Annotated in this window: 17 protein-coding genes; 11 read left to right on the top strand and 6 right to left on the bottom strand. The window is 50.1% G+C overall.

Annotated features, from left to right (window positions below):
- Positions 1 to 302 precede the first annotated feature (302 nt).
- The 5 genes from Q0577_RS13205 to Q0577_RS13185 all read left to right on the top strand — a co-directional run bounded on the left by Q0577_RS13205 (position 303) and on the right by Q0577_RS13185 (position 7,293).
- Complete coding sequence (locus tag Q0577_RS13205; RefSeq protein ID WP_298737042.1) at positions 303 to 914, top strand: TetR/AcrR family transcriptional regulator; 612 nt, start codon at positions 303 to 305, stop codon at positions 912 to 914.
- Positions 915 to 924: 10 nt separating this feature from the next.
- Positions 925 to 1,551, top strand: a complete 627-nt coding sequence (locus Q0577_RS13200; RefSeq protein WP_298737039.1) for a TetR/AcrR family transcriptional regulator — start codon at positions 925 to 927, stop codon at positions 1,549 to 1,551.
- An 88-nt stretch (positions 1,552 to 1,639) separates the two neighbouring features.
- Positions 1,640 to 3,001, top strand: coding sequence for a TolC family protein (locus tag Q0577_RS13195; protein WP_298737036.1), 1,362 nt, complete (start codon positions 1,640 to 1,642; stop codon positions 2,999 to 3,001).
- A gap of 2 nt (positions 3,002 to 3,003) precedes the next feature.
- Complete coding sequence (locus Q0577_RS13190) at positions 3,004 to 4,074, top strand: efflux RND transporter periplasmic adaptor subunit (protein WP_298737034.1); 1,071 nt, start codon at positions 3,004 to 3,006, stop codon at positions 4,072 to 4,074.
- A gap of 24 nt (positions 4,075 to 4,098) precedes the next feature.
- Entirely contained in the window at positions 4,099 to 7,293 is a 3,195-nt protein-coding gene (locus Q0577_RS13185) for an efflux RND transporter permease subunit (protein ID WP_298737032.1), read from the top strand.
- A gap of 179 nt (positions 7,294 to 7,472) precedes the next feature.
- Here Q0577_RS13185 and Q0577_RS13180 read toward each other — a convergent pair whose 3' ends face one another.
- Positions 7,473 to 7,814, bottom strand: coding sequence for a RagB/SusD family nutrient uptake outer membrane protein (locus Q0577_RS13180; protein WP_298737030.1), 342 nt, complete (start codon positions 7,812 to 7,814; stop codon positions 7,473 to 7,475).
- Between the two features lie 22 nt (positions 7,815 to 7,836).
- Between Q0577_RS13180 and Q0577_RS13175 the strand changes: the two genes are divergently transcribed.
- Positions 7,837 to 8,229: a FecR family protein gene (locus tag Q0577_RS13175; protein WP_298737027.1), complete on the top strand. Its 393-nt coding sequence runs from the start codon at positions 7,837 to 7,839 to the stop codon at positions 8,227 to 8,229.
- A 17-nt stretch (positions 8,230 to 8,246) separates the two neighbouring features.
- Here Q0577_RS13175 and Q0577_RS13170 read toward each other — a convergent pair whose 3' ends face one another.
- From Q0577_RS13170 to Q0577_RS13160, 3 genes are read right to left on the bottom strand one after another with little or no spacing between them, the layout of a single operon-like run.
- The gene (locus Q0577_RS13170) at positions 8,247 to 9,674 is read right to left on the bottom strand and encodes a nicotinate phosphoribosyltransferase (protein ID WP_298737022.1); all 1,428 of its coding nucleotides are present in this window, start codon (positions 9,672 to 9,674) and stop codon (positions 8,247 to 8,249) included.
- Between the two features lie 21 nt (positions 9,675 to 9,695).
- Complete coding sequence (locus tag Q0577_RS13165) at positions 9,696 to 10,094, bottom strand: hypothetical protein (protein WP_298737020.1); 399 nt, start codon at positions 10,092 to 10,094, stop codon at positions 9,696 to 9,698.
- The gene (locus Q0577_RS13160; protein WP_298737018.1) at positions 10,094 to 11,710 is read right to left on the bottom strand and encodes a M20/M25/M40 family metallo-hydrolase; all 1,617 of its coding nucleotides are present in this window, start codon (positions 11,708 to 11,710) and stop codon (positions 10,094 to 10,096) included. The genes Q0577_RS13165 and Q0577_RS13160 overlap by 1 nt, the downstream gene beginning before the upstream one ends.
- A gap of 170 nt (positions 11,711 to 11,880) precedes the next feature.
- Between Q0577_RS13160 and gcvT the strand changes: the two genes are divergently transcribed.
- The 5 genes from gcvT (at position 11,881) to Q0577_RS13135 (ending at position 19,257) form a co-directional block, all read left to right on the top strand.
- Complete coding sequence (gene gcvT / locus Q0577_RS13155; RefSeq protein WP_366884356.1) at positions 11,881 to 12,978, top strand: glycine cleavage system aminomethyltransferase GcvT; 1,098 nt, start codon at positions 11,881 to 11,883, stop codon at positions 12,976 to 12,978.
- 133 nt (positions 12,979 to 13,111) lie between these two features.
- A complete protein-coding gene (locus tag Q0577_RS13150; protein WP_298737015.1) occupies positions 13,112 to 13,585 on the top strand; it encodes an SRPBCC family protein in 474 nt (157 codons plus the stop codon).
- A 90-nt stretch (positions 13,586 to 13,675) separates the two neighbouring features.
- A complete protein-coding gene (locus Q0577_RS13145; RefSeq protein ID WP_298737012.1) occupies positions 13,676 to 14,389 on the top strand; it encodes a 2-phosphosulfolactate phosphatase in 714 nt (237 codons plus the stop codon).
- A gap of 252 nt (positions 14,390 to 14,641) precedes the next feature.
- Positions 14,642 to 18,373, top strand: coding sequence for a DEAD/DEAH box helicase (locus Q0577_RS13140; protein ID WP_298737009.1), 3,732 nt, complete (start codon positions 14,642 to 14,644; stop codon positions 18,371 to 18,373).
- A gap of 182 nt (positions 18,374 to 18,555) precedes the next feature.
- Positions 18,556 to 19,257 (top strand): hypothetical protein, encoded by a 702-nt coding sequence (locus Q0577_RS13135; protein ID WP_298737007.1) that lies wholly within the window; start codon positions 18,556 to 18,558, stop codon positions 19,255 to 19,257.
- Between the two features lie 6 nt (positions 19,258 to 19,263).
- Here Q0577_RS13135 and Q0577_RS13130 read toward each other — a convergent pair whose 3' ends face one another.
- Together Q0577_RS13130 and Q0577_RS13125 are read right to left on the bottom strand one after the other, a co-directional pair.
- Positions 19,264 to 19,794 carry a DUF3267 domain-containing protein gene (locus tag Q0577_RS13130; protein ID WP_298737005.1) on the bottom strand — a complete coding sequence of 177 codons (531 nt, stop codon included), beginning with the start codon at positions 19,792 to 19,794 and terminating at the stop codon, positions 19,264 to 19,266.
- A 16-nt stretch (positions 19,795 to 19,810) separates the two neighbouring features.
- The gene (locus Q0577_RS13125; RefSeq protein ID WP_298737002.1) at positions 19,811 to 20,854 is read right to left on the bottom strand and encodes a hypothetical protein; all 1,044 of its coding nucleotides are present in this window, start codon (positions 20,852 to 20,854) and stop codon (positions 19,811 to 19,813) included.
- Positions 20,855 to 20,940: the final 86 nt, after the last annotated feature.

Below are 20,940 nucleotides of genomic sequence, written 5' to 3'. Positions count from 1 at the left end.
CCGGCCCCCCATGGGTAGCCAGCCCGAAGCAACCCTTTTGTTACAGTATAACCTTCGTGGAAATAAAGGATTGCTCGTTACGCCCGCCCGCTGGGCGCTGCAGTTCCTCGGAATGACGGGAATGAAGCCCCATTTCCCCAATCCCCACCAATTCTCTCGCTATGACGAGGTATAAACCCCGTTTTCGACTTTTTGACTTCCTCTGCCAGAAAGTTAAAAAACTGTTAATTGGTCAACTGCTTTTACTAATTCAGAAAAAAGTTCTACTTTTGACTCAGAAACCAAAAAAGTCAAAAAGTAAGATGATTGCAGAGACCAAAGACGAAATGAAAGAGAGGATCTTGGAAGCGGCTCTCAAACGCTTTACCCATTACGGCTCCGCCAAAACCACCATGAACGAGATTGCAGAAGACCTCGGGTGCTCTAAGGCGTCATTATATTACTATTTCCCGGATAAGAAGGGCCTGCACCGCGCAGTGCTCATGAAAATAGCAGAGAACTTCTTCGCTGAACTGGACGCCATCGCCACCAACGTCGTTTCGGCAGAAGCTACCCTGCAGCAGATCTCCCAGGTACGCGCCGATTTTATCCGCCGCTTTTGCCGCCTGGAGCTTTTCCGGATACTGAATGAAACACAGCCGGAAGAAATGCAGCAGGTGATAAAGGAAGCCCGGGAAAGGGATGATAAACTGGTTGCGCGGGTCATTAAAGCCGGCGTGGAAAGCGGGGAACTGCAGGTGGAAGATCCACAGCAAATGGCCATCCTTTACAACCAGGCCATGGAGGGATTACGTTTTACCGTACTGGACCGCCCGCCGGATTATATAGACGTTACTCCAGAAGAAGTGGACCAGATCATGGCCAAACAGCAACTATTATCAGAAATATTTATAAAAGCACTCAAACGGCATTAATCGGGGAATCATGGCAGTGCAGGAAAGAATTTTAGCAACAGCGGTTCGGATGTTCACAACGATAGGAATTAAGAACGTTACCATGTTCGACATTGCGCGCGAATGTGGTATCTCGAAGAAAACAGTATACGAACATTTCACAGATAAGGCGGAATTAATTCAGGCAGGCATTCGCACCTTACTGGAAACACTCAGAGAGGAATTGACCAACAACCGGAACGAAGCGGCAGACGCCATCGACGAAGTTATCAGAACAACAGCCAACATCCAGGCCAGGGCAAGGACCATGAACCCGGTTATGCTGTATGAAGTGCAGAAGTATCACCCGGAAATAGCAAAAGAGATCGCGCAGTTCAGACGGGACGAAGTACTGCAACACATCCGTACCAACCTGCAGCGGGGAATGGAGGAAGGACTGTACAACAGTTACTTCAATGTGGATATCATCGCCCGCATGCGGCAGCTGCAGCTGGAAACGGTCTTTGAACCTTTACAGTACCCGGATGCGGAGTTTGAACCGAATGAGGTGATGCACGAAATAACAACTAACTATATCATGGGCATCGCCACGCTGAAAGGCCGAAAGCTGGCGGGCCGGTACCTGAAAATTGAGGAACAGGATCTGACTACCATTTAAATTTTAATTGAAGAGGAAACAGTGATTACGCCGGTGCTCATGCACCTGGCCTGGCTGCCTCTTGCCTAAAGAAAAAATTCAGGAATCAATGAAACGGTTAAAGCTACTGCTTATCCTTTTAACAGGGATAGGGGTGTATAACAGCTATGCCCAAACGGAAATGACGCTGCAGCAGTGTCTTCAATTTGCCCTGGCTAACAACCAGCGGTTGGCATACACCCGTATGGATGAAGATATGGGCCGCTTCAAAACAAGCGAGGTTAAAGCCCGCGCACTGCCCCAGGTGAACGGAACCGGTAATTATACCAATAATATCAAGAAACCGGTCTTTCCCCTGCCAGGCGATGTAATAGGCCAACCAGGCCAAACCGTGCTGCTGGAATCCGGCGTTACCCACAATATTTCCGCCGGGGCAAACCTTGAGCAGAAAGTATTTGACCAAACCGTATTCACCGGCCTTAAAGCCGCCAGAACATCTGAAGAATACTATAAGATGGCCACACAGCAGTCTGAAGAAAGCGTGATCTACAACGTGAGCCAGGCTTATTACCAGGCGCTGGTGAGCCGTGAAAAAATCCGTGTGCTGGACGCCAATATCGAAAAGCTCACCACCCTTACCGAAACTACAAAGTCGCAGCTGGAGAATGGCCTGGCCCGTAAGATAGACCTGGACCGCATCAAAGTGAGTCTTACCAATTACAAAACACAGCGCATACAACAGGAGAACCAGTACCGCCTGCAGCTCAACCAGCTTAAACAGAGCATTGGCATGGCTATGGATACCCAGGTGGAACTGCCCGTTGCCTCCTTTGATGAACTGAAAGATAAATCAGCCGCAGGCCCCGCCTTTGGCAGCCTTGATCTTAATAACAGGATAGAATACCGCCTCCTGGATAAACAGCTGGAACTGCAGGAGCTGCAAAAGAAAGCTTATATCGCAGAATACTATCCCACCCTCTCAATAACCGGTAACTATACGTACAACGGGTTGAGTAATAAGTTCGACTTCCTGAAAAGCCAAAGCAACGGCTCTACCGCCAACTGGTACGGCACCTCTTCCGTAGGCCTTACATTAAAGGTGCCCATCTTTGATGGTTTTGGCCGCCGCTCCCGGGTAAGCCAGGCCAACGTAAAGTTGCGCCAGCTGAACAAACAGAAAGAGGAAACTGCCCTCCTGCTCAGCACCGCTTTTGAGAACGCCAAACTGCAGGTACAGAGCAACCTCACCACCATCAAGGCACAGGAGGAAAACGTAGACCTGGCCAATGAGGTGTATGCCTCTACCCGGAATAATTATAAACTGGGACTGGCCAGTCTGACAGACCTGCTGGACGCGGAGACTTCGCTCACCGAAGCACAGAACAACTACAACGAAGCACTGCTGCAATACAAACTGGCAGAGCTGGATATCATAAAATCCAACGGTAACCTTAAAAACTTACTGAACTAAATATGAAAAAGATCTTTATCTGGGGAGGTTTGACCATTGCAGCGCTGGTGCTGATCATGTGGAAGCTGGGCGCCAATAAAAAAGAGAACGAGGCTAAAACGGAATACGTAAAACAAAGCAATACCGGCGAAGTACCCGTACTGGTGCAGCAGGTGAAGAAAACAGATTTCTCTCAGGGCTTTGCCGCTAACGGCAATTTTGAACCGATCCGTGAACTGACCTATCTCGCAGAAACCTCCGGACGCATCACTGATCTTTCCGTGAAGGAAGGCAGCTATGTAAAACCCGGACAGGTAATGGCGCGTATCGATGATGAGATCCTGGGCACCGATCTGCAGAACTATAAAGTAAGTATGGACCAGCTGAAAGTGGATAAAGAAAGATACGAGAGCGCATTTAAAACAGGCGGTGTTACACAGAAACAGGTAGACGATATCCGTGTGCAGTACGACCAGGCCGTTACCCGCTACGAAGCCGCCAGCCGCCGTATCCGCGATACCCGCGTAAAAGCGCCTATCCAGGGTGTGATCAATGCAAAGTACGTGGAGCAGGGCGCTTATCTCAGGGCTGGCGATAAGATGTTTGAGATCGTGGATGTTTCCCGCCTGAAGCTGGCTGTAAGCGTGCCCGAAGCACAGGTAGTGAACCTGAAGGAAGGCGATAAGGTGAAAGTAAGCGCCAATGTGTTTCCCGAAGCAACTTACGAAGGCCGCATCACCTTCATTGCCGCCAAAGGCGATAACACGCTGAACTACCCGGTGGAAATGGAAGTGACCAACATTGCGGGCAAACAGCTGAAGGCAGGGATGTATGGCACAGCCCATTTTGAAATGCCCAAAAACGCGCCCGTAATGCTGGTGGCGCGCACCGCTTTTGCCGGTGGCGTAAACAGCAACCAGGTGTTTGTGTTGGAAGGAGGTACTGCCAGGCTGCGCAAAGTAGTAGCGGGCCGTATCTATGGCGACCAGGTGGAAATACGGGAAGGGCTCAACGAAGGAGATACCGTGATCACCAGCGGACAGATCAACCTGGTGGATGGATCCAAAGTGACCGTGCAAACCGCTGCCCGCTAATAGTGCAGCACAAACCGATGAAAAATGAAGATCACAGCGATATCCATTAAAAGGCCTACCATCGTGGTAGTGGTGTTTACCATCCTTACCCTGCTGGGGGTAATGAGCTACAAAACGCTCAACTACGAGTTGCTGCCCAAGTTCAGCAACCCGATCGTGACCATCAGTACCGTTTATCCCGGCGCCGCCCCCGGTGAGGTGGAGGCAACCGTTACCAAGAAAATAGAGGACGCCATCGCCTCCATGGAAAAGGTGAAGAAGATTACCTCCAAATCTTCCGAAGGCCTGTCTGTTGTAACCGTGGAACTGAACAGCGATGCCAATGTAGACATCGGCATGCAGGATGCCCAACGCAAGATCAACGCCATACTGGCTGATCTGCCGGAGGATGCGAAACAGCCTTCCCTGAATAAATTCTCTTTGGACGACCTGCCCATCATGACGCTGTCTGCCACCGCCAAAATGGACGACAAACAGTTTTACGACCTGGTAGATAAAAAGATCCAGCCCCTGTTATCACGGTTACCCGGTATGGCCCAGGTAACACTGATCGGCGGCCGCGAGCGCGAGATACAGGTGAATGTGGATCCTGCCAGGCTGCAGGCGTATAACCTCTCCATTCTGCAGGTGCGGCAGGTGATCACTAACGCTAACCTGGACTTCCCTACAGGTAAAGCAAAAACCACCGATCAGCAGATATTGATCCGCCTCTCCGGTAAGTACAAGGATGTAGACCAGCTGCGCAACCTGGTGCTGACCACTACCTCCGGCGGTACCCAGATCCGCCTGCAGGATGTAGCCGATGTACAGGACGGTCAGAAGGACGTGGAACGTATTGCGCGTGTAGACGGTGTGAACGCTATCGCCCTGCAGCTGCAGAAGCAGACAGACGCCAACGCCGTAAGCGTAAGTGAAGAGGTGAAGAAGTCCATTGCCGGTATCGAGAAAGATTATGCGCAGAACGGTTTGAAGATCGTGGTTGCCAATGACGCTTCAGACTTCACGCTGGAATCTGCAGACTCTGTGGTGCACGACCTTATCATTGCAGTAGTGCTGGTAGCATTGGTAATGCTGCTATTCCTGCACAGCATCCGCAACGCCATCTTCGTAATGATCTCCATTCCCGCTTCGCTGATCGCTACTTTCATCGGTATGAAGCTCTTTGGCTATACGCTTAACCTGATGTCGCTCATGGGCCTTTCCCTGGTGGTAGGTATCCTGGTGGATGATGCCATCGTGGTGCTGGAGAACATCTACCGCCACATGGAAATGGGTAAGAACAAAGTACGTGCGGCATTTGATGGCGTAAAAGAGATAGGCTTTACCGTTACTTCCATCACGCTGGTGATTGTAGTGGTGTTCCTGCCCATCTCTCTTACAGACGGCCTGGTATCAAAGATCCTGCGGGAGTTCTGCGTGGTGGTCATGATCTCTACCATGCTCAGCCTGCTGTCATCTTTCATGATAGTGCCGCTGTTGTCTTCCCGCTTCGGTAAGCTGGAGCATATGAGTGGTAAGAACATTTTTGAGCGCTTCATCCTCTGGTTTGAGCGGCAGCTGCAGAAGTTTACAGACTGGATGACCGGCCTGCTGAAATGGGCGCTGGCGCATAAAGCTGTCACCTTACTGGTGGCAGTGGGGCTGCTGGTGGCTTCCTTCATGCTGCTGGCCAAAGGGTACATTGGCGGTGAATTTATCTCCAAAGGAGACAGGGGCCAATTCATTGTACAGCTGGAACTGCCCAAGGATGCGGCTGTAGAACAGGCTAACCAGGCTACCCGCAAAGTGGAGCAGTATCTTTCCAAACAACCCGCAGTAGAACGTTTGATCACAACCGTTGGACAGACCAGTGAAGACGGTTTTGGTGCATCACAATCTACCGCGTATAAATCTGAGGTAACGGTGATACTGATTGACCAGGATAAACGCGACCCGGTGGATATCTATGCCGCTAAAACAAAAACGGAACTCAGGAAGTTATTACCGGGCGTAAAAGTGAAAACTATTCCCGTTAACATTATGGGTACGGCAGACCGTGCGCCGGTAGAATTAGTGGTAATGGGCACAGAGCTGGACAGCGTAATGGCCTACGCCAAACAGGCGATGGATGTGCTGCGCAAAATAGACGGTACCAGTGATGTGAAGTTATCCGTAGAAGAAGGTAACCCGGAGATCAATGTGCAGGTAGACCGTGATAAAATGTCGGCCCTGGGCCTTACCCTTGACCAGGTAGGGGCTACCATGCAAACGGCCTTCAACGGTACGGCAGATGATGCCAAGGCGAAGTTCCGCCAGGGTGGTTATGAATATGATATTAATATCCGCTTTGATGATTTTAACCGTAAGAATATCCAGGATGTGGCGAACGTACAGTTTGCCAATAACAAGGGTCAGCTGATCAAACTGTCACAGTTTGCGGACATCATTGAGAGCAGTGGTCCCAGCCGCCTGGAAAGAAGGGATAAGAGTACATCGGTGTCCGTGCAGTCGCAGGTGGTTGGCCGTCCCTCAGGTACGGTACAACAGGAGTTTGCGCAGGCGCTGACCAGGCTGCAGCAACCCACCGGCGTATCTTATGTGTTTGGCGGTGATGCAGAGAACCAGGGCGATTCTTTCAGCACATTGGGTATTGCCTTGCTGATCTCTATCGTGATGGTATACCTGATCATGGTGGCGCTGTACGACAGCTACATATACCCCTTTGTGGTACTGTTCTCTATACCCCTGGCTATTATAGGGGCCCTGTTGGCACTGGCGCTTACAAATAATACGCTCAACATCTTTACCATACTGGGTATTATCATGCTGATAGGCCTGGTGGCCAAGAATGCAATTATGCTGGTAGACTTTACCAACCAGATGAAAGAGCAGGGACAGTCTACCTACGAGGCGCTGATCCACGCCAACAATGCGCGTTTGCGGCCTATCCTGATGACCACCATCGCCATGGTGATCGGCATGCTGCCCATTGCGCTGGCCACCGGCGGTGTGGCCGCCATCAAGAACGGCCTGGCCTGGGTGATCATCGGTGGCCTGATCAGCTCCATGTTCCTTACCCTGATCGTGGTGCCGGTGGTGTATAAGATCGCAGACAGTATCATGCGCCGCTTTGGCTGGGGTAACCCGGCTGCCAGGCGCCTGATCCGCCAACGGATGGTGGCGCCTTATAAGGCGGAAGAAGAAGAGGAAGAGCTGGAAGAAATGTTATCCGCGAACTGATCAAAAGATAAATAAGATAGTAACAATACAGGCATTGTTACTGCTAACAGTGTAACAGTTGTAGGTTTAGGTAGTAGCCGGAGTAATCTTACTCCGGTTTTTTTATGAATGAAAACGCCACCCTGCAGCGAAGCAGGATGGCGTAAGTGAAACAGTTGCTGGTATATGATAAAGAATGGTTAATATCCCGGGTTCTGCGACAGCAGCGGGTTCAGTACCCTGGCGTAAGTGGGCACCGGGTACAGGCGGCGGGTAGTGTTTGCGTCTGTTTTATAACCCTTGCTGTCTTCAACTTTTCCGAAGCGGATCAGGTCATTACGGCGCCAGTTTTCCCAGGCAAATTCCCTTCCGCGTTCATCCAGCAGGTTGTCCAGCGTAACGGTGCTCCAGGCGCTGGCTTTGCGGATGGTCCTTACTTCGTTCACCAGTGATAAAGCCGAAGCGCCCAGGGTAGGCGTAGCGCCCCGCAGGATGGCTTCTGCCTTCATCAGCAGGATATCTGCGTAACGGAACACCGGCATACAACTGGGGACGGCCTTTAATGTGAACAGCTATGATTCCGGGCGGGTAATGGTGTCGTTGATAGATGGCGCCGTGGAACTGAAAGCAGGAAAAGGTGCGGCTACATTAAAACCCGGGCAACAGGGGATCTGTGCAGCAGGCAGGTCTATCACTGTTCAGCCCTTTGATGAAAAGGATATATTAAGCTGGATGCAGGGTGTGCAGGTGTTTTACAATGCGCCGGTGCAGGAGATCAATAGTGTAGTGGCCAGGTGGTATGGGGTAATGGTAGTAGTGGATAACCCGAAGCTGGAGACAGAGCGATTTACCGGGTTTATAGAAAGGAATAAACCACTGAAGACTTTTTTAGAGCAGATGAAGATGACAACAGCGATTGATAATTATTTTGAGGGGAAGGTGTTGCACCTGAGGTGATAATCACGTTAGGTACTTTAAGGTTCCTGGCCTCCCCAGGCCCGCTGCCTTATCTCCTTAAAGTCATGTTCTTTTATCACTTCTCCATTCTCAAACACTACTTCCAGCTGATCAGCTGCTCCCGGTAGTTCATCTTCCTTCACTGTTTTATATTCGCCATTCTGCAGCACCAGTTTCAGCCTGCCGGCTTTTGATTCTTTGAAGGAAGTGCGCAGCTGTCCTTTGGCATCCAGCTCTACGGGCATTTTCTGAACGTTGATGTTTTCGCCGTTCACTACTGCGTGAGAGCATTTCAGGGCAAACTCCTGGGTATCCCGGTTTACGCGCTGCAGCAGTGCACCGCCCATGCCCAGTACCAGGTTCTCTGCACTGATGCCTGCGCCCATCAGCGCCTCGTAGATATCCTGTATGGAAGAATAGCTTACTCCGTCTCCCTGTATTACACGCAGCTGCGGCGGCAGTACTTTATAACCTTTTTCATTAAGGGTGAACCCGAATTTCGTCATCAGGATATCAAATACTTTCAGCAGGGTACGTACCGGATCGCCGCTGTCAGGGCGTATTACCAGTGTTCCGTCGCGGCTGAGGATCTGTTCTTTCAATTCGTTGCCCCAGTATTGTTCACAGGCGCGGAAGATATTATAGGAATCTGATACGCAGGCCACTACCCCGGTAGGGAAGGTATTCAGCACATGACGGAAGATCTCCGGTTCGCCTTTCTCTCCCAGCAGGGTAACGATGGAATGTTCGGTAGCTGGTATGGATTGACCAGGCGCAAGTTGCGCGCCGTAATAGCGTTTGGCAAAAGTGGAGGCATGCAGGGTATCGCTGCCGGAGAAGCTTACCAGGTGGGCGCTGCCACCAAGTCCTGCGCTTTCTACGGAGCTGGCTCCCCGGAATCCAAAGTCGTTCAGCACATAACCGATACCCGCAAAGGCAGCGGCACTGGCAGAAGCTTCGTAGTAGCGGGCAATAACCTTGCGTATTTCGTAAGACAGGGTGGCTACGGTACAGGGGTACCATACCTGCATCAGCAGTGTTTCCAGGAAATTGGTGAGCCAGTAGCAGTTGGGATCGGTATTTTCTATCGTCATCAGTACATTTCGTACGGGCGCCACGGTTCCTTCAGGCACTGCTTTGATGCGGATGGGCAGACAGCCGCCATGGGTGTGTACAATGTATTCAAAACGTTTGCGGTCAAACACATCATCCCGGCCAAATACTTCCAGCAGCATGTGTTCTGCTTCGTTGATCTTTTCACGGGTAAACACGGGCCCTTCCAGGTATTCTTTCAGAAAATACTGCAGTCCGTAGAAGACAGTTTCCTCAAATTTGCCACCCCTGCTTTCAAGATAGGAATAGATGTATTGTGTACCTGGCAGGTACAATTTATGATGCGAATACTTATAAGCATCCGCCAACAGGATCAGGTTTTCTTTTGTCATCCCCGGTATTTTGCCCCTTATCTATTTTGACTGAATATACTGGTCTATCTGGGCTGTTCCCTTGTGCAGGTTCACGAACAGCGGATTTTTCTGCGGATCAAAGACGATGATGGTATGCGCTTCCCAGGTATCCTGGGGTACAGGCAGCTCGATGATCACTTCCTGCCCGTTGGCCCGGCGAAACAGCAGGCTGTCTTTTCCGGCTACATGCCTGGTAAACTGGTGCTGTTCAAGGTAGGCAGCGAGCTGCTGCTGCTGTTGCTGTGCGGCAGCTGCCGTGGTATCGCCCGCTGCAGGTTTAACCTGCCGGAGCACGTAGCATTTCTCAGTGATTAGGTCATATTTGTCAGTATCGGTTTGCTTACGGCCTTTTGCACAGGCTGCAAAAAGCAGGATGGACAATAATAAATAGCGCATCATCAGAATTGTATGTTAAAAGTCTGTTGTTTATTTCCTCTCTTTACGGTTACGGTGGTTTTGTCTCCTTTCTTAAAAGCAGCCAGCGCCTGCATATAGCCGTCCATGTTAGTAACGGAATGTTTACCCAGCTGTACGATCACGTCTCCGGCAAGCAGCCCGGCTTTCTGGGCTGGTTTGCCATCAGAGATACCATCTACGCGCACTCCTCCCTGCTTATAGGTATAATCCGGCATAATGCCGAGGGTAACAGAAAAGCGGGCGGAGCTTACCTGCGGTTCGCGGGTGGGCGTGAATGCCAGCTTTTCCCGGGCATTAGCTTTTTCAATAATACGGTAAATTAATTTTATTACGCTCAGTTCTCCTGTATAATTGATCTTGTCTGCATCATCACTGGGTTTGTGATAGTCGCTGTGCGTACCGGTGAAGAAAAACAGTACCGGTATCTGTGCCCGGTAAAAGGAGGTATGATCTGAGGGGCCTACACCCGAAGAGTCGTAGTTGAGCTTCAGCCCTTCCGGGGCTGATTCTTCCAGGATGGCGGTCCATAGCGGTGAGGTGCCGATGCCGCCCACCTGTAATCCTTTGGCGGCGTCCAGGCGGCCCACCATATCCATATTGATCATGAAGTTTACCTGGGCCATGCTGATGGGTGCATGTGCGGTGAAATATTTAGAGCCGAAGAGACCCAGCTCTTCGCCGGAGAAGGCAACAAGTATAAAGTTATTGTTCCTGAAACGGGCGCTTTTTAGCTGGCGCCCCAGTTCCAGCAGGGCGGCGGTACCGCTGGCGTTATCGTCTGCTCCGTTGTGGATGGCTTTTTCGCCGGTGGAGAGGGAGTTATGGTCTTCGCCATATCCCAGGTGGTCATAGTGTGCGCCCAGTATGATGGTTTTTGGAGCGCCATTGTCGATATAACCGATTACGTTAGTACCGGTACGTTTGGCAGCTTTGAAAGCCACTTCCAGGTTGATCTGGAAGCCGTTGGCATCGTCGCTTTTCAGCTTTTTGCTGATGGCGCCGTTCACCCAGATCGCCGGGATGGCCAGTTGTTTAGGGTTCTCATCCAGCCAATTGGCAATGGATTGGATATCTTCTTTACCATTGAAAAAGATCACGCCGGAAGCGCCTTCTTTAGCCGCTTCCGCGGCTTTCCGCTGGTATTGTGGCAATGGAGGGGCATGGGGGTTCAGTTCCATGTCCTGTACATCTATCAGCCATATATTATCAGGTTCCTTTACATCGGGCAGAACTTCGCCTTTTGCGGCTTTCTCTGCGCTGAAGGGCAGCGGCACGAACTGTTCGCCGGGTGTGAACTTATCATTGTTAATGCTTAGCCGGGTGGCTTCGCCTGGTTCTTTGCCTTCCCGTACAGTAAAAGTCTGCAGGTAGCCGTTATCTCCTTTGGGGGCCAGCCCTGCTTTCTGCATCTGTTCTGCAATGTACCCGGCGGCCAGCTTTTCACCGGGAGTACCGGTTCTGCGGCCTTCCAGCTTGTCGCTGGACAGGTAGTTTACATGCGCCTGCAGGTTTTCCAGAATTTTCCGGTCGGCTTTTTTCTGGGCGGGCAACTGGGCGGCCACAGACAGGAATACTAAAAGCCAGGTGATCTTTTTCACAGTTCAGTATTTAGGGAGTGTTAGACTAAGGACATACTACATCATCGATCCTCACAAAATTAGCCACTCAGCATGAAAGTGAGCGGTAATGTGCAATTATTACACCAAATTTCGAATTTCGGGCTATTTTTGCCGCGTTTAAAAACCAATCATACCCAAATTTCATCAAGATGGCAGACATCAGGAACACACCGTTTTCCGCTAAGCATATTGCGCTGGGCGCTAAAATGGTCCCTTTTGCAGGTTATAATATGCCTGTTTCGTATAGTGGTATCAATGATGAACACCAGACGGTCCGTAACAACGCCGGGGTGTTTGACGTAAGCCACATGGGCGAGTTTATTCTGAAAGGCGATAATGCGCTGGACCTTATCCAAAGGGTTACCTCCAACGACGCCTCCAGATTAACCGCCGGGAAAGCCCAGTACAGCTGTTTGCCTAACCGCGAGGGGGGGATTGTGGATGATCTGCTGGTATATTGCATTGAGGAAAACAAGGTATACATGCTGGTGGTGAATGCCGCCAACATTGAGAAAGACTGGAACTGGATCAGTGAGCACAACACTAAGGGAGTGGAAATGCACAATATCTCTGACAAGACCTGCCTGCTGGCTATCCAGGGCCCTAATGCCGCCAGTATTCTGCAGCCTTTAACGGATATTGACCTGGTCAATATGAAATACTATACCTTCAGCAAAGGCGTTTTTGCAGGTGTACCCAACGTATTGGTCAGCGCTACCGGTTATACCGGGGCAGGTGGTGTGGAGATCTATTTTGAGGATAAAGACGGCGCTGCTGAAAAGATATGGGACGCTATCTTTGAGGCCGGTGCGCCCCGGGGACTTAAACCCATTGGCCTTGGCGCCCGTGATACCCTGCGGCTGGAAATGGGCTTCTGCCTGTACGGTAACGATATAGACGACCGTACCTCTCCGCTGGAAGCAGGGCTGGGCTGGATCACCAAGTTCACGAAAGACTTTACCGCCCGTGAGATACTGGAGAAACAGAAAGCTGCCGGCGTTACACAAAAGCTGGTGGGCTTTGAAATGATAGACAAGGGTATTCCCCGTCATGACTACGAGATCAGGAACGCGGCAGGCGAAGTGATAGGCCGGGTAACCTCCGGTACACAATCTCCTTCCCTGCAGAAAGCTGTTGGCCTGGGCTATGTAGCCACCGCCCATGCTGCGCTGGATAGCGAGATCTATATAACCGTACGTGATAAACAGCTGAAAGCGAAAGTGGTGAAGGTACCCTTTCTGGGCTAGCCGTTAGCTATTAGCTTTTAGCGGTTAGCAATTATAGGGTTTTCACTACGGATTTTATTAAATCTGCCTGTTAGCCATTATCTTAGCTAAAAGCTGGCGGCTAACTGCTAAAAGCTATTTCATAACCATATCTATGCCTACTATTCATTTAACAACCGTCATCCATGCGCCTATAGAGCGGGTGTTTGACCTGAGCCGGAGCATTACCCTTCACAAACGCAGTATGGCGCATGTAAAGGAAGAGGCCATCAAGGGCCGTGTGAACGGGCTCATATCTGAAAATGAGACCGTTACCTGGAGAGCCCGCCACCTGGGTAAAATGCGGGAGTTCACTTCCCGTATCACAGAAATGCGCAGCCCTGCGTACTTCTGCGATGAAATGGAACAGGGAGACTTTAGCTACCTGCGCCATGAGCACCACTTCAAGGTCATTGACAACGGCACCATTGCTATAGATATCATGGAGTTTGGTGTGCCATACGGCTTCCTGGGCCGCCTGGTAGACCGCTTTTACCTGCGGCGGTATATGTGCAACCTGCTGCAACTGCGTAACCGTACCATCAAGGAATACGCAGAAACCGAAAAGTGGCGTGTGATCCTGGACTGATTAATAATTAAGAAAGGCGTTTTTTGATAGTATTGGCTACCTGAATATCTGGATTTATTAATTTTTAATTCTTAATTATTAATTATAAAAATGAACCGGCCTTCCCTGGAAGTGTGCCTTTCACCGGCACTCCTGCATTTGTATGATGTAAAGAACAGCATCGTGGTTATTATTGATGTGCTGAGGGCCACCTCTACGATCTGTACGGCGCTGTATAATGGCGCTGCCAGGGTAATACCGGTAGCATCGGTAGAAGAGTGTGTGAACATTGGCCGCCAGCTGGACGCGATTACCGCCGGCGAACGCGACGGAAAGATTGCCGAAGGACTGGCCTACGGCAACTCCCCTTTTGAGTACCCCCGGGATTTCATAGCAGGAAAAACAGTAGTACTTACTACCACCAATGGTACCAAGCTGCTCCATATGGCTAAAGACGCTGTTCAGATCATTACCGGTTCTTTTCCGAACCTTTCTGCCGTGTGCGATTACCTGGTGGCACAGGGACAGAACGTGATACTGGGCTGTGCCGCCTGGAAAGACCGTGTCAATATGGAGGATACCCTGTTTGCGGGCGCTGTTGTAAGCCGGACACGCGAACATTTTTCCGTGAACTGCGACTCTGCCCTGGCAGCTGAAACATTATACAATAGTGCCAGAAATGATCTTTACGGCTTTATGAAACAGGCCTCCCATTTCCAGCGCCTCTCCCGTTACGGCCTGGAAAGGGACATCCGGTACTGCCTTACCCCGGATGGCGCCAATGTGCTGCCCCTGCTGAAGAACGGAGAACTGGTGATCAGTTAGATGCCTGTTCCTGACAATCAGCTACCAATCGTATCCACCAGCCAAAGAAAAGCATCTGTTTACCCGCAGGCGGTGCAAGCCCCTCATTATGATGCAGTTCAGGGTGTAGCGACCTGCGCACCGCTGACCAGCGGCCCGTACCTTGCGCTGTCCGGATGCCTCATCTTTCAAAAATTCTGCTTACTTTTGTGGATTGCCTTTTTATGAGCGGTTGATGTTGATCGATTGAAAAAACGCATTAGAATTTAAGTTATGTCGCTACCCCAGTTATTGAAATACGTTTATAATAACGGCACCGACGAGGTGATCCGGAGGGGGAAGCGTATATTTGCTACCGGCGGGGTAGAGCTCATAGAGGCCGATCCCATACTGCGCTCCGCCACCTTCCGGGTAAAAAGCGACACGCACGCCAACTACTACAAGGTTTCCATTAACAAATACCACGAAATAGCCGGCATGTCTGTCAGGTGCCAGTGCCCCTATAACCTGGGTGACATCTGCCGCCATGAGGCCGCCGCCTTGTTCCAGCTCCAGGAGATGCTGGATAAGAACCATTTTGACAGTTTTGAAACGCAATATGATCAGCAGCATACCCTGGTGAAAATGAAGTCGATAGACCTCAAAACCATCAAGCTGCTCACTTCGCCTGAAATCTTTACAGAGGCGGAGAAGATTTTGCGCCATCATAAAATCCAGGTGCGCAGTGCAAAAGATGAAAAAGTGGAAGGCCTTCTCAAGCTGGAGGATGGCGAGTATCCCCTCATCCTGCAGCGGAATGAAGAACGCAATTTCGATACACACTGCATCTGCGATGAGACGGAACATGCGCTCTGCAAACATAAAACGGCTTTTTTCCTGCAGCTGCTGCATGCCAATGGTCCTTTTTACTTTGACACCCTCCGCAACTGGGATAAAGAAAAGAACAAACTGCTGGCCATTTATGGCTACTCGCTGTCTGACAACCTGGACGGCAAGTTTGCCTTTTCCTATATGGAAGGCAAACCCTATCTCAGGGTACTGGACCCCAGTATTAAACGGGTAGAAGCGCCCGCCAACGGACGCCAGCCCGTAGCGCCGCCCCCGCCTCCAAGCATTACCGTTACCCAGCGCCTGGGCGTGGTGTTTAACGCAAATGAGACCCTCTTCCCTTATTTCCGTATGGACCTGGTAAGCGGTGAGGTGAATGACGAGCAGACCGCTTTTGTGTCCCTGGTGAACAAGCTGGACCTTACCAAGTATATAGATTTCTACCAGTATAAGGAAAACGACCGCGACCTGATATCGCCTGTACGCAAGCTGCAGTCGGGCGAGGTGAGCAAGTACCTGGCCAAGAACTCGCCTTTTGCAGGCATCTGGGAAAATATTACCCACGAGAATGCAGAAGAGCTGCCTACAGAAACCAAGGAGCTGATGCTGGAATACCTGCATCCCAAACTGGATAAGCTCTTTCCGCTGTTGGCAGAACATGGACTGTTGTTCCTGCTGCCCAACCGCCAGCAGTTCAAGACCCGCAACATACTGCCGGTTCAGCTGGGGGGCGGCCGCCTGCAACCCATCTTCAAAACCCGTTCCCTCCCGGACGCCATAGAGATCACCTGCTTTGTGAGCATTGAAGGCGAGCTGGTGAATGTAACGGAAAATGCATGGGACAGCGCCTTGTTGTTCCTTCACAAGAACATGCTGCACCTTTTTGAGCATCCGCAGGATGCGCTGCATGTGGAATTGTTCCGCAACAGCGGTAGCCTGCGTATCCCCAATGCGGAATGGGGCGTTTACCTGAAAGATTACCTGCTGCCTTTAAGCAAGCAGTACCAGATACAATTTGATTCTTCCCTGCTGGCGGAGGTAGATGATGTAGTGCCTGAATGCCATGTGTATTTGAAAGAGATGGGCGAGACCTTCATCATACAGCCAGGCTTTGCCTATCACGGGCATGAGGTGGAGTGGAATGATGAAACCCGCATTACCGTACAGGAAGGCAATAAAGTGCTCATCATACACCGCAACAAAGAGGCGGAACAACAGTTTGTAGAGCGCCTCAGGGGCCTGCATACCAATTTCAGCCAGCCCAGCGGCAATAACTATTTTTACCTGCGTTCTAAAGAAGCGCTGAAAAATAACTGGTTCTTCCTCTTCTTTGATACACTGAAGGAAATGAACATCCGGGTGTTTGGTTTTGATGGACTGCGCAATTTCCGCTTCAGTTCTCACAAGCCGGTCACCAACCTGCAGATCAGCTCTGGTATTGACTGGTTTGATGCCCAGATAGAAGTGCTGTATGGCGATCAGCGGGTAAGCATCAAAGACATCAAACATGCGCTGGCCAACAAGCAGAACTATGTACAGCTGGCAGACGGTTCACTGGGACTTTTGCCGGAGGAGTGGCTGCGTAAATACTCCCTGCTGTTCAAGATAGGAGAAGAAAAAGATAAAGGGCTTAAGCTGAGCAAGTATAACTTCAGCGTGATAGACGAGCTCTATGAGTTTATTGACGATGAAGCCATTGTGATAGAGCTGGAACAGAAACGCAGAAAGCTGCTGCAGTTTGACGAGATCCGCAACATTTCGCTGCCCCACAATGTGAATGCTACCCTGCGGCCTTACCAGGAAAGCGGCTTTCAATGGCTGAACTACCTGGACGAAGTAAAATGGGGCGGTATCCTGGCAGACGACATGGGTCTGGGTAAGACCATCCAGGCCCTCACCTTTGTACAGCATTACAAGAACAAGCACAACGATAAATGCCTGGCGCTGGTGGTATGCCCTACCACGCTGATCTATAACTGGGAGAACGAGATCAGGAAGTTCACACCCGGCATGCGGTACCATATACATCATGGCCCTGCCAGGCAGAAGAACCCGGAAGAGCTGCAGCAATCAGACATCATCATCACTACCTACGGTACCCTGCGCAGCGATGTGCAGCTGCTGATGAAGATGGAGTTTGACTATGTGATACTGGATGAGTCCCAGGCCATCAAGAACCCGCAAAGCAAGGTAACCAAAGCCGCCCAGCTGCTGCATACCAAAAACAGGCTGGCGCTGAGCGGTACGCCAATGCAGAACAATACGTTTGACATCTATGCCCAGATGAACTTCCTGAACCCGGGCATGCTGGGCAGCGTAGACTTTTTCCGCAATGAGTTTGCCACACCAATAGATAAGTTCCAGGATGAGGAGCGCAAAGATCATTTGCGTAAACTCATCTATCCTTTCATATTACGCCGTACCAAAGAGCAGGTGGCCAAAGAGCTGCCCGAGAAAATAGAGACGGTGATCTTCTGCGAAATGGACGCCGAACAGCGTCATATCTATGATGCTTACCGTAACACTTACCGGTCCAAAATACTGGGCGTAATTGAAGACCAGGGTATGGAACGCTCGCAGCTCACCATCCTGCAGGGATTGATGAAGCTGCGGCAGATCTGTGATTCGCCGGCTATTCTCAACGAATCAGAACAATATCCCAATCACTCCGTAAAACTGCATGAGCTTACCCGCGAAATGTCAGAGAATATCAGCAACCACAAGGTGTTAATATTCTCCCAGTTCCTGGGCATGCTCGCCCTTATAAAAGACCGCCTGCAGCATCTGAAAATACCTTTTGAATATTTTGATGGCAGCACCAGCACACATGAAAGAGAAAGGGCCATCCAGAATTTCCAGAATAATGAAGAATGCCGCGTATTCCTCATCTCCCTCAAAGCCGGCGGCGTTGGTCTGAACCTCACTGCAGCAGATTATGTATACATTGTAGATCCCTGGTGGAACCCGGCTGTAGAACAGCAGGCCATAGACCGTACCCACCGTATCGGCCAGACGAAGAATATTTTTGCCTATCGTATGATCTGTAAGGATACCGTGGAAGAAAAGATATTGCAGCTGCAGGAACGTAAAAAGTCACTGGTAAAAGATATTATTGCAGACGATACCGGCTTTATCAAGAAGCTGACAAAAGAGGACGTGTTGTATCTGTTTAGTTAACGACTATCGCTATCATACCTATGGATCTCAACAAAAGGGCACCGCACGGGGAGCGTGCGGAGGAAAATGTACAAACAGAATTTTTTGATTCGTCTTACCTATTAACTAACCTTACTATTTGCTGATTTTTTATGGAGTTTAATTTCCGGGAGTCTTTCCAGGCTTATTCCAATGTAGAACTATTGAACATTATTGGCGAGGCGGATAAATATCAGCCCGAAGCAGTGGAGGCTGCCCGCCACGTTCTTGGCGGCAGGGAGGTGCATGACAGCGACTATGAACAGGCGGATAGCTTTAAAGCAGCACTGCAAAAGCCCGCCACAACTGAAGAGGAAAGCCTTTCTGATTTTCTGGAATCTGTAATGGTAGAGACCACAGATCCGAAAGTGATCAAGCAGGTAAATATTTTTTATATCACAATGACCCTGTTGTACGTTTGGCAGGTACTTAGCCTGATACAACCTTTAGATGCGTTTCTGCAATGCGATGATTGTACACCGTTTTCAACAGATTTTCTAAAGATGATCTTTCCGGCAGTATACATACCGGTTGCCATGATTTTACTGATCCAACGGAAACGCCGGGGATGGTTTCTTTTAACCGGGTTATTTATTGTAAACACGATTGTTTATCTTATTGAGCTCTATTCTTTCGCGTATTACTGGAAAATGCTTTCGCGGGCCGAATACGCGGTAATGGCGGGCGTAACTGTAATTATGCTGGTGAAGATCGGTCTTGTTCTATTTTTATACAGACCTGCAATCGCGGCATATTTCAATGTCAGGGAGCGTGCCCGGAGAAATACACTGATCATCAGCATAGCCATTGGTATAGTGCTTTCTACTTTTATGGCCTTGTGGCTTTTCGTTGCGAGACATGTGTAGGGCGCCTTATATCACGAGTTGCATTAAAACAGCCGGAAAGCCCATAGCTACCGCCATACCATAGATCAGGTCCAGCCATACCATAGATCCCAGTGCGCCCAGGTAAATGAGCCCAACTACCGGCGCTGTAATTGCTTTCAGCCATAGGGGTGTGTTTTCGCCCCTGATCAAACCGTTCCAGATACTGCTGGCGTCTCCGGTACTGGGAAAAGCATGCATACCAACAGATACTGCCAGGTATAACAGCAGGTAATCTATAAACGATGCTTCGCCAAGGGTAAGCGGCAGTGCTGCCGGAAAGGCGATCAGCGCGGCCAGTATGGTATTAACGAAGAAGGGTCCGATGCCTATGAACAGCTGGTGTACCGGGTTTCGCACGGGCTCATGTATCACATAACCTGCGGGGTTACCGAACTGGAAATATTTTACTTCAAAGATGGCTACGCCGAACATGCGGCAGAAAAGCTGATGGGCAAATTCATGTACTACTACGCCCGGGAAAGTAACAGCAGTAATAGCGGCGCCAGGTATAAACATAGTTTTTAAGATTGATTTAGTCCCTGTAAGTAATGTTACCTTTTATAATATCCAGTGTATGGGCCAGTCCGCTGGTATCGGCGCTTTGCCGGATATTGGACAACACCTCATTGCATGCTTTATCCTGGTTGTTGAAATGATAGGCCAGCGCCAGGGTTTTCATGATAGCGGTGCTGTTGGGCGCCCATGCATAAGCCGCCTGTGCTTTTTTCAATGCTTCCTGGTCCTGGTGTTGTTTTAGTAATATGGTTGCCAGTGTGATATTCCCGGCCACAGATTCTGCGTTACGGTTCAGCAGCTGATAGCAGGCGGCAGTAGCTTCCTTGAATTTTTTCTGTTCCCGGTAAGCGCTGGCCAGCAGTCCGTACGCGGGATGAAAGTCTGGTGCTTCTTTGATCACGATCTGAAGAATGCTGTCTGAGCGCTGGTAATCTTCTTCATCATAATATTGATCTGCCAGCAGGTAGGCTGCCATCACATCATTTGGCTGTTCCTGTGTATACTGCAGCAGGGCAGCTTTCAGCGCAGGGGTATCTGTTTTCAGTGACGTATACTTAACGGCGAAGGAGTCATCCTCGAAATTATAATACTTCATGCTGGACAGCAGGTCGTTTACACGGGAGATCAGCTCATCATCTTCTTTAGAAGATACGCCGGCCCAGTGATTGGAAATACTGTCTGCCAGTTCCAGGTGGCCGTTGTGAAAGGCGGCGATCATTAAGTGTGCGCTGGCTTTCAGGCTCTCAGGGTATCGCTGCAGCGTTTTAAGCAGCTCCTGCTCGGCGCTCATATATTTGTGTTCTTTTTCCAGGTTAAGCGCCCGTTCATAGCTCCGCCTTGCTTTAAACACTTCAGGAAATCTGTAGAACGAAAGGAGCATCAGCACTGCCACGCCTACAGCGGCCCATAATACGGATCTCTTAACCGGGTAACGGCTCATATCGCGCCTGCAGGGGGCACAAAGCTTTATCTTATAGTCAGCCTCATAGGCGGGGCTGCCACATCTGGCGCAGCCGTCTGTCCCAACGCCTGCTACCGGGGTCATTTCATTTAATTCCATAGAATAGGGTAAATAAGGCTGCTAAGTTATGATGAATATCCAGTTACCTTATCCCACTATCATTTCATTTTCGCGGGCCTGCCCTT

Origin of the sequence: uncultured Chitinophaga sp. (genome assembly GCF_937898475.1) — a bacterium.
Classification (GTDB): Bacteria; Bacteroidota; Bacteroidia; order Chitinophagales; family Chitinophagaceae; genus Chitinophaga.
Note: the sequence above shows the minus strand (reverse complement) of the source record. Positions and strands in the feature narration are given on the sequence as shown.

What these genes read in the sequence shown, in the direction of transcription:
- Q0577_RS13150 (WP_298737015.1), top strand. Translation starts at nt 13,112, where the DNA reads ATGCCTACTATTCATTTAACAACCGTCATCCATGCGCCTATAGAGCGG.
- Q0577_RS13200 (WP_298737039.1), top strand. Translation starts at nt 925, where the DNA reads ATGGCAGTGCAGGAAAGAATTTTAGCAACAGCGGTTCGGATGTTCACA.
- gcvT (WP_366884356.1), top strand. Translation starts at nt 11,881, where the DNA reads ATGGCAGACATCAGGAACACACCGTTTTCCGCTAAGCATATTGCGCTG.
- Q0577_RS13125 (WP_298737002.1), bottom strand. Translation starts at nt 20,854, where the DNA reads ATGGAATTAAATGAAATGACCCCGGTAGCAGGCGTTGGGACAGACGGC.
- Q0577_RS13140 (WP_298737009.1), top strand. Translation starts at nt 14,642, where the DNA reads ATGTCGCTACCCCAGTTATTGAAATACGTTTATAATAACGGCACCGAC.
- Q0577_RS13185 (WP_298737032.1), top strand. Translation starts at nt 4,099, where the DNA reads ATGAAGATCACAGCGATATCCATTAAAAGGCCTACCATCGTGGTAGTG.
- Q0577_RS13145 (WP_298737012.1), top strand. Translation starts at nt 13,676, where the DNA reads ATGAACCGGCCTTCCCTGGAAGTGTGCCTTTCACCGGCACTCCTGCAT.
- Q0577_RS13130 (WP_298737005.1), bottom strand. Translation starts at nt 19,794, where the DNA reads ATGTTTATACCTGGCGCCGCTATTACTGCTGTTACTTTCCCGGGCGTA.
- Q0577_RS13195 (WP_298737036.1), top strand. Translation starts at nt 1,640, where the DNA reads ATGAAACGGTTAAAGCTACTGCTTATCCTTTTAACAGGGATAGGGGTG.
- Q0577_RS13165 (WP_298737020.1), bottom strand. Translation starts at nt 10,094, where the DNA reads ATGATGCGCTATTTATTATTGTCCATCCTGCTTTTTGCAGCCTGTGCA.
- Q0577_RS13180 (WP_298737030.1), bottom strand. Translation starts at nt 7,814, where the DNA reads ATGCCGGTGTTCCGTTACGCAGATATCCTGCTGATGAAGGCAGAAGCC.
- Q0577_RS13205 (WP_298737042.1), top strand. Translation starts at nt 303, where the DNA reads ATGATTGCAGAGACCAAAGACGAAATGAAAGAGAGGATCTTGGAAGCG.
- Q0577_RS13170 (WP_298737022.1), bottom strand. Translation starts at nt 9,674, where the DNA reads ATGACAAAAGAAAACCTGATCCTGTTGGCGGATGCTTATAAGTATTCG.
- Q0577_RS13190 (WP_298737034.1), top strand. Translation starts at nt 3,004, where the DNA reads ATGAAAAAGATCTTTATCTGGGGAGGTTTGACCATTGCAGCGCTGGTG.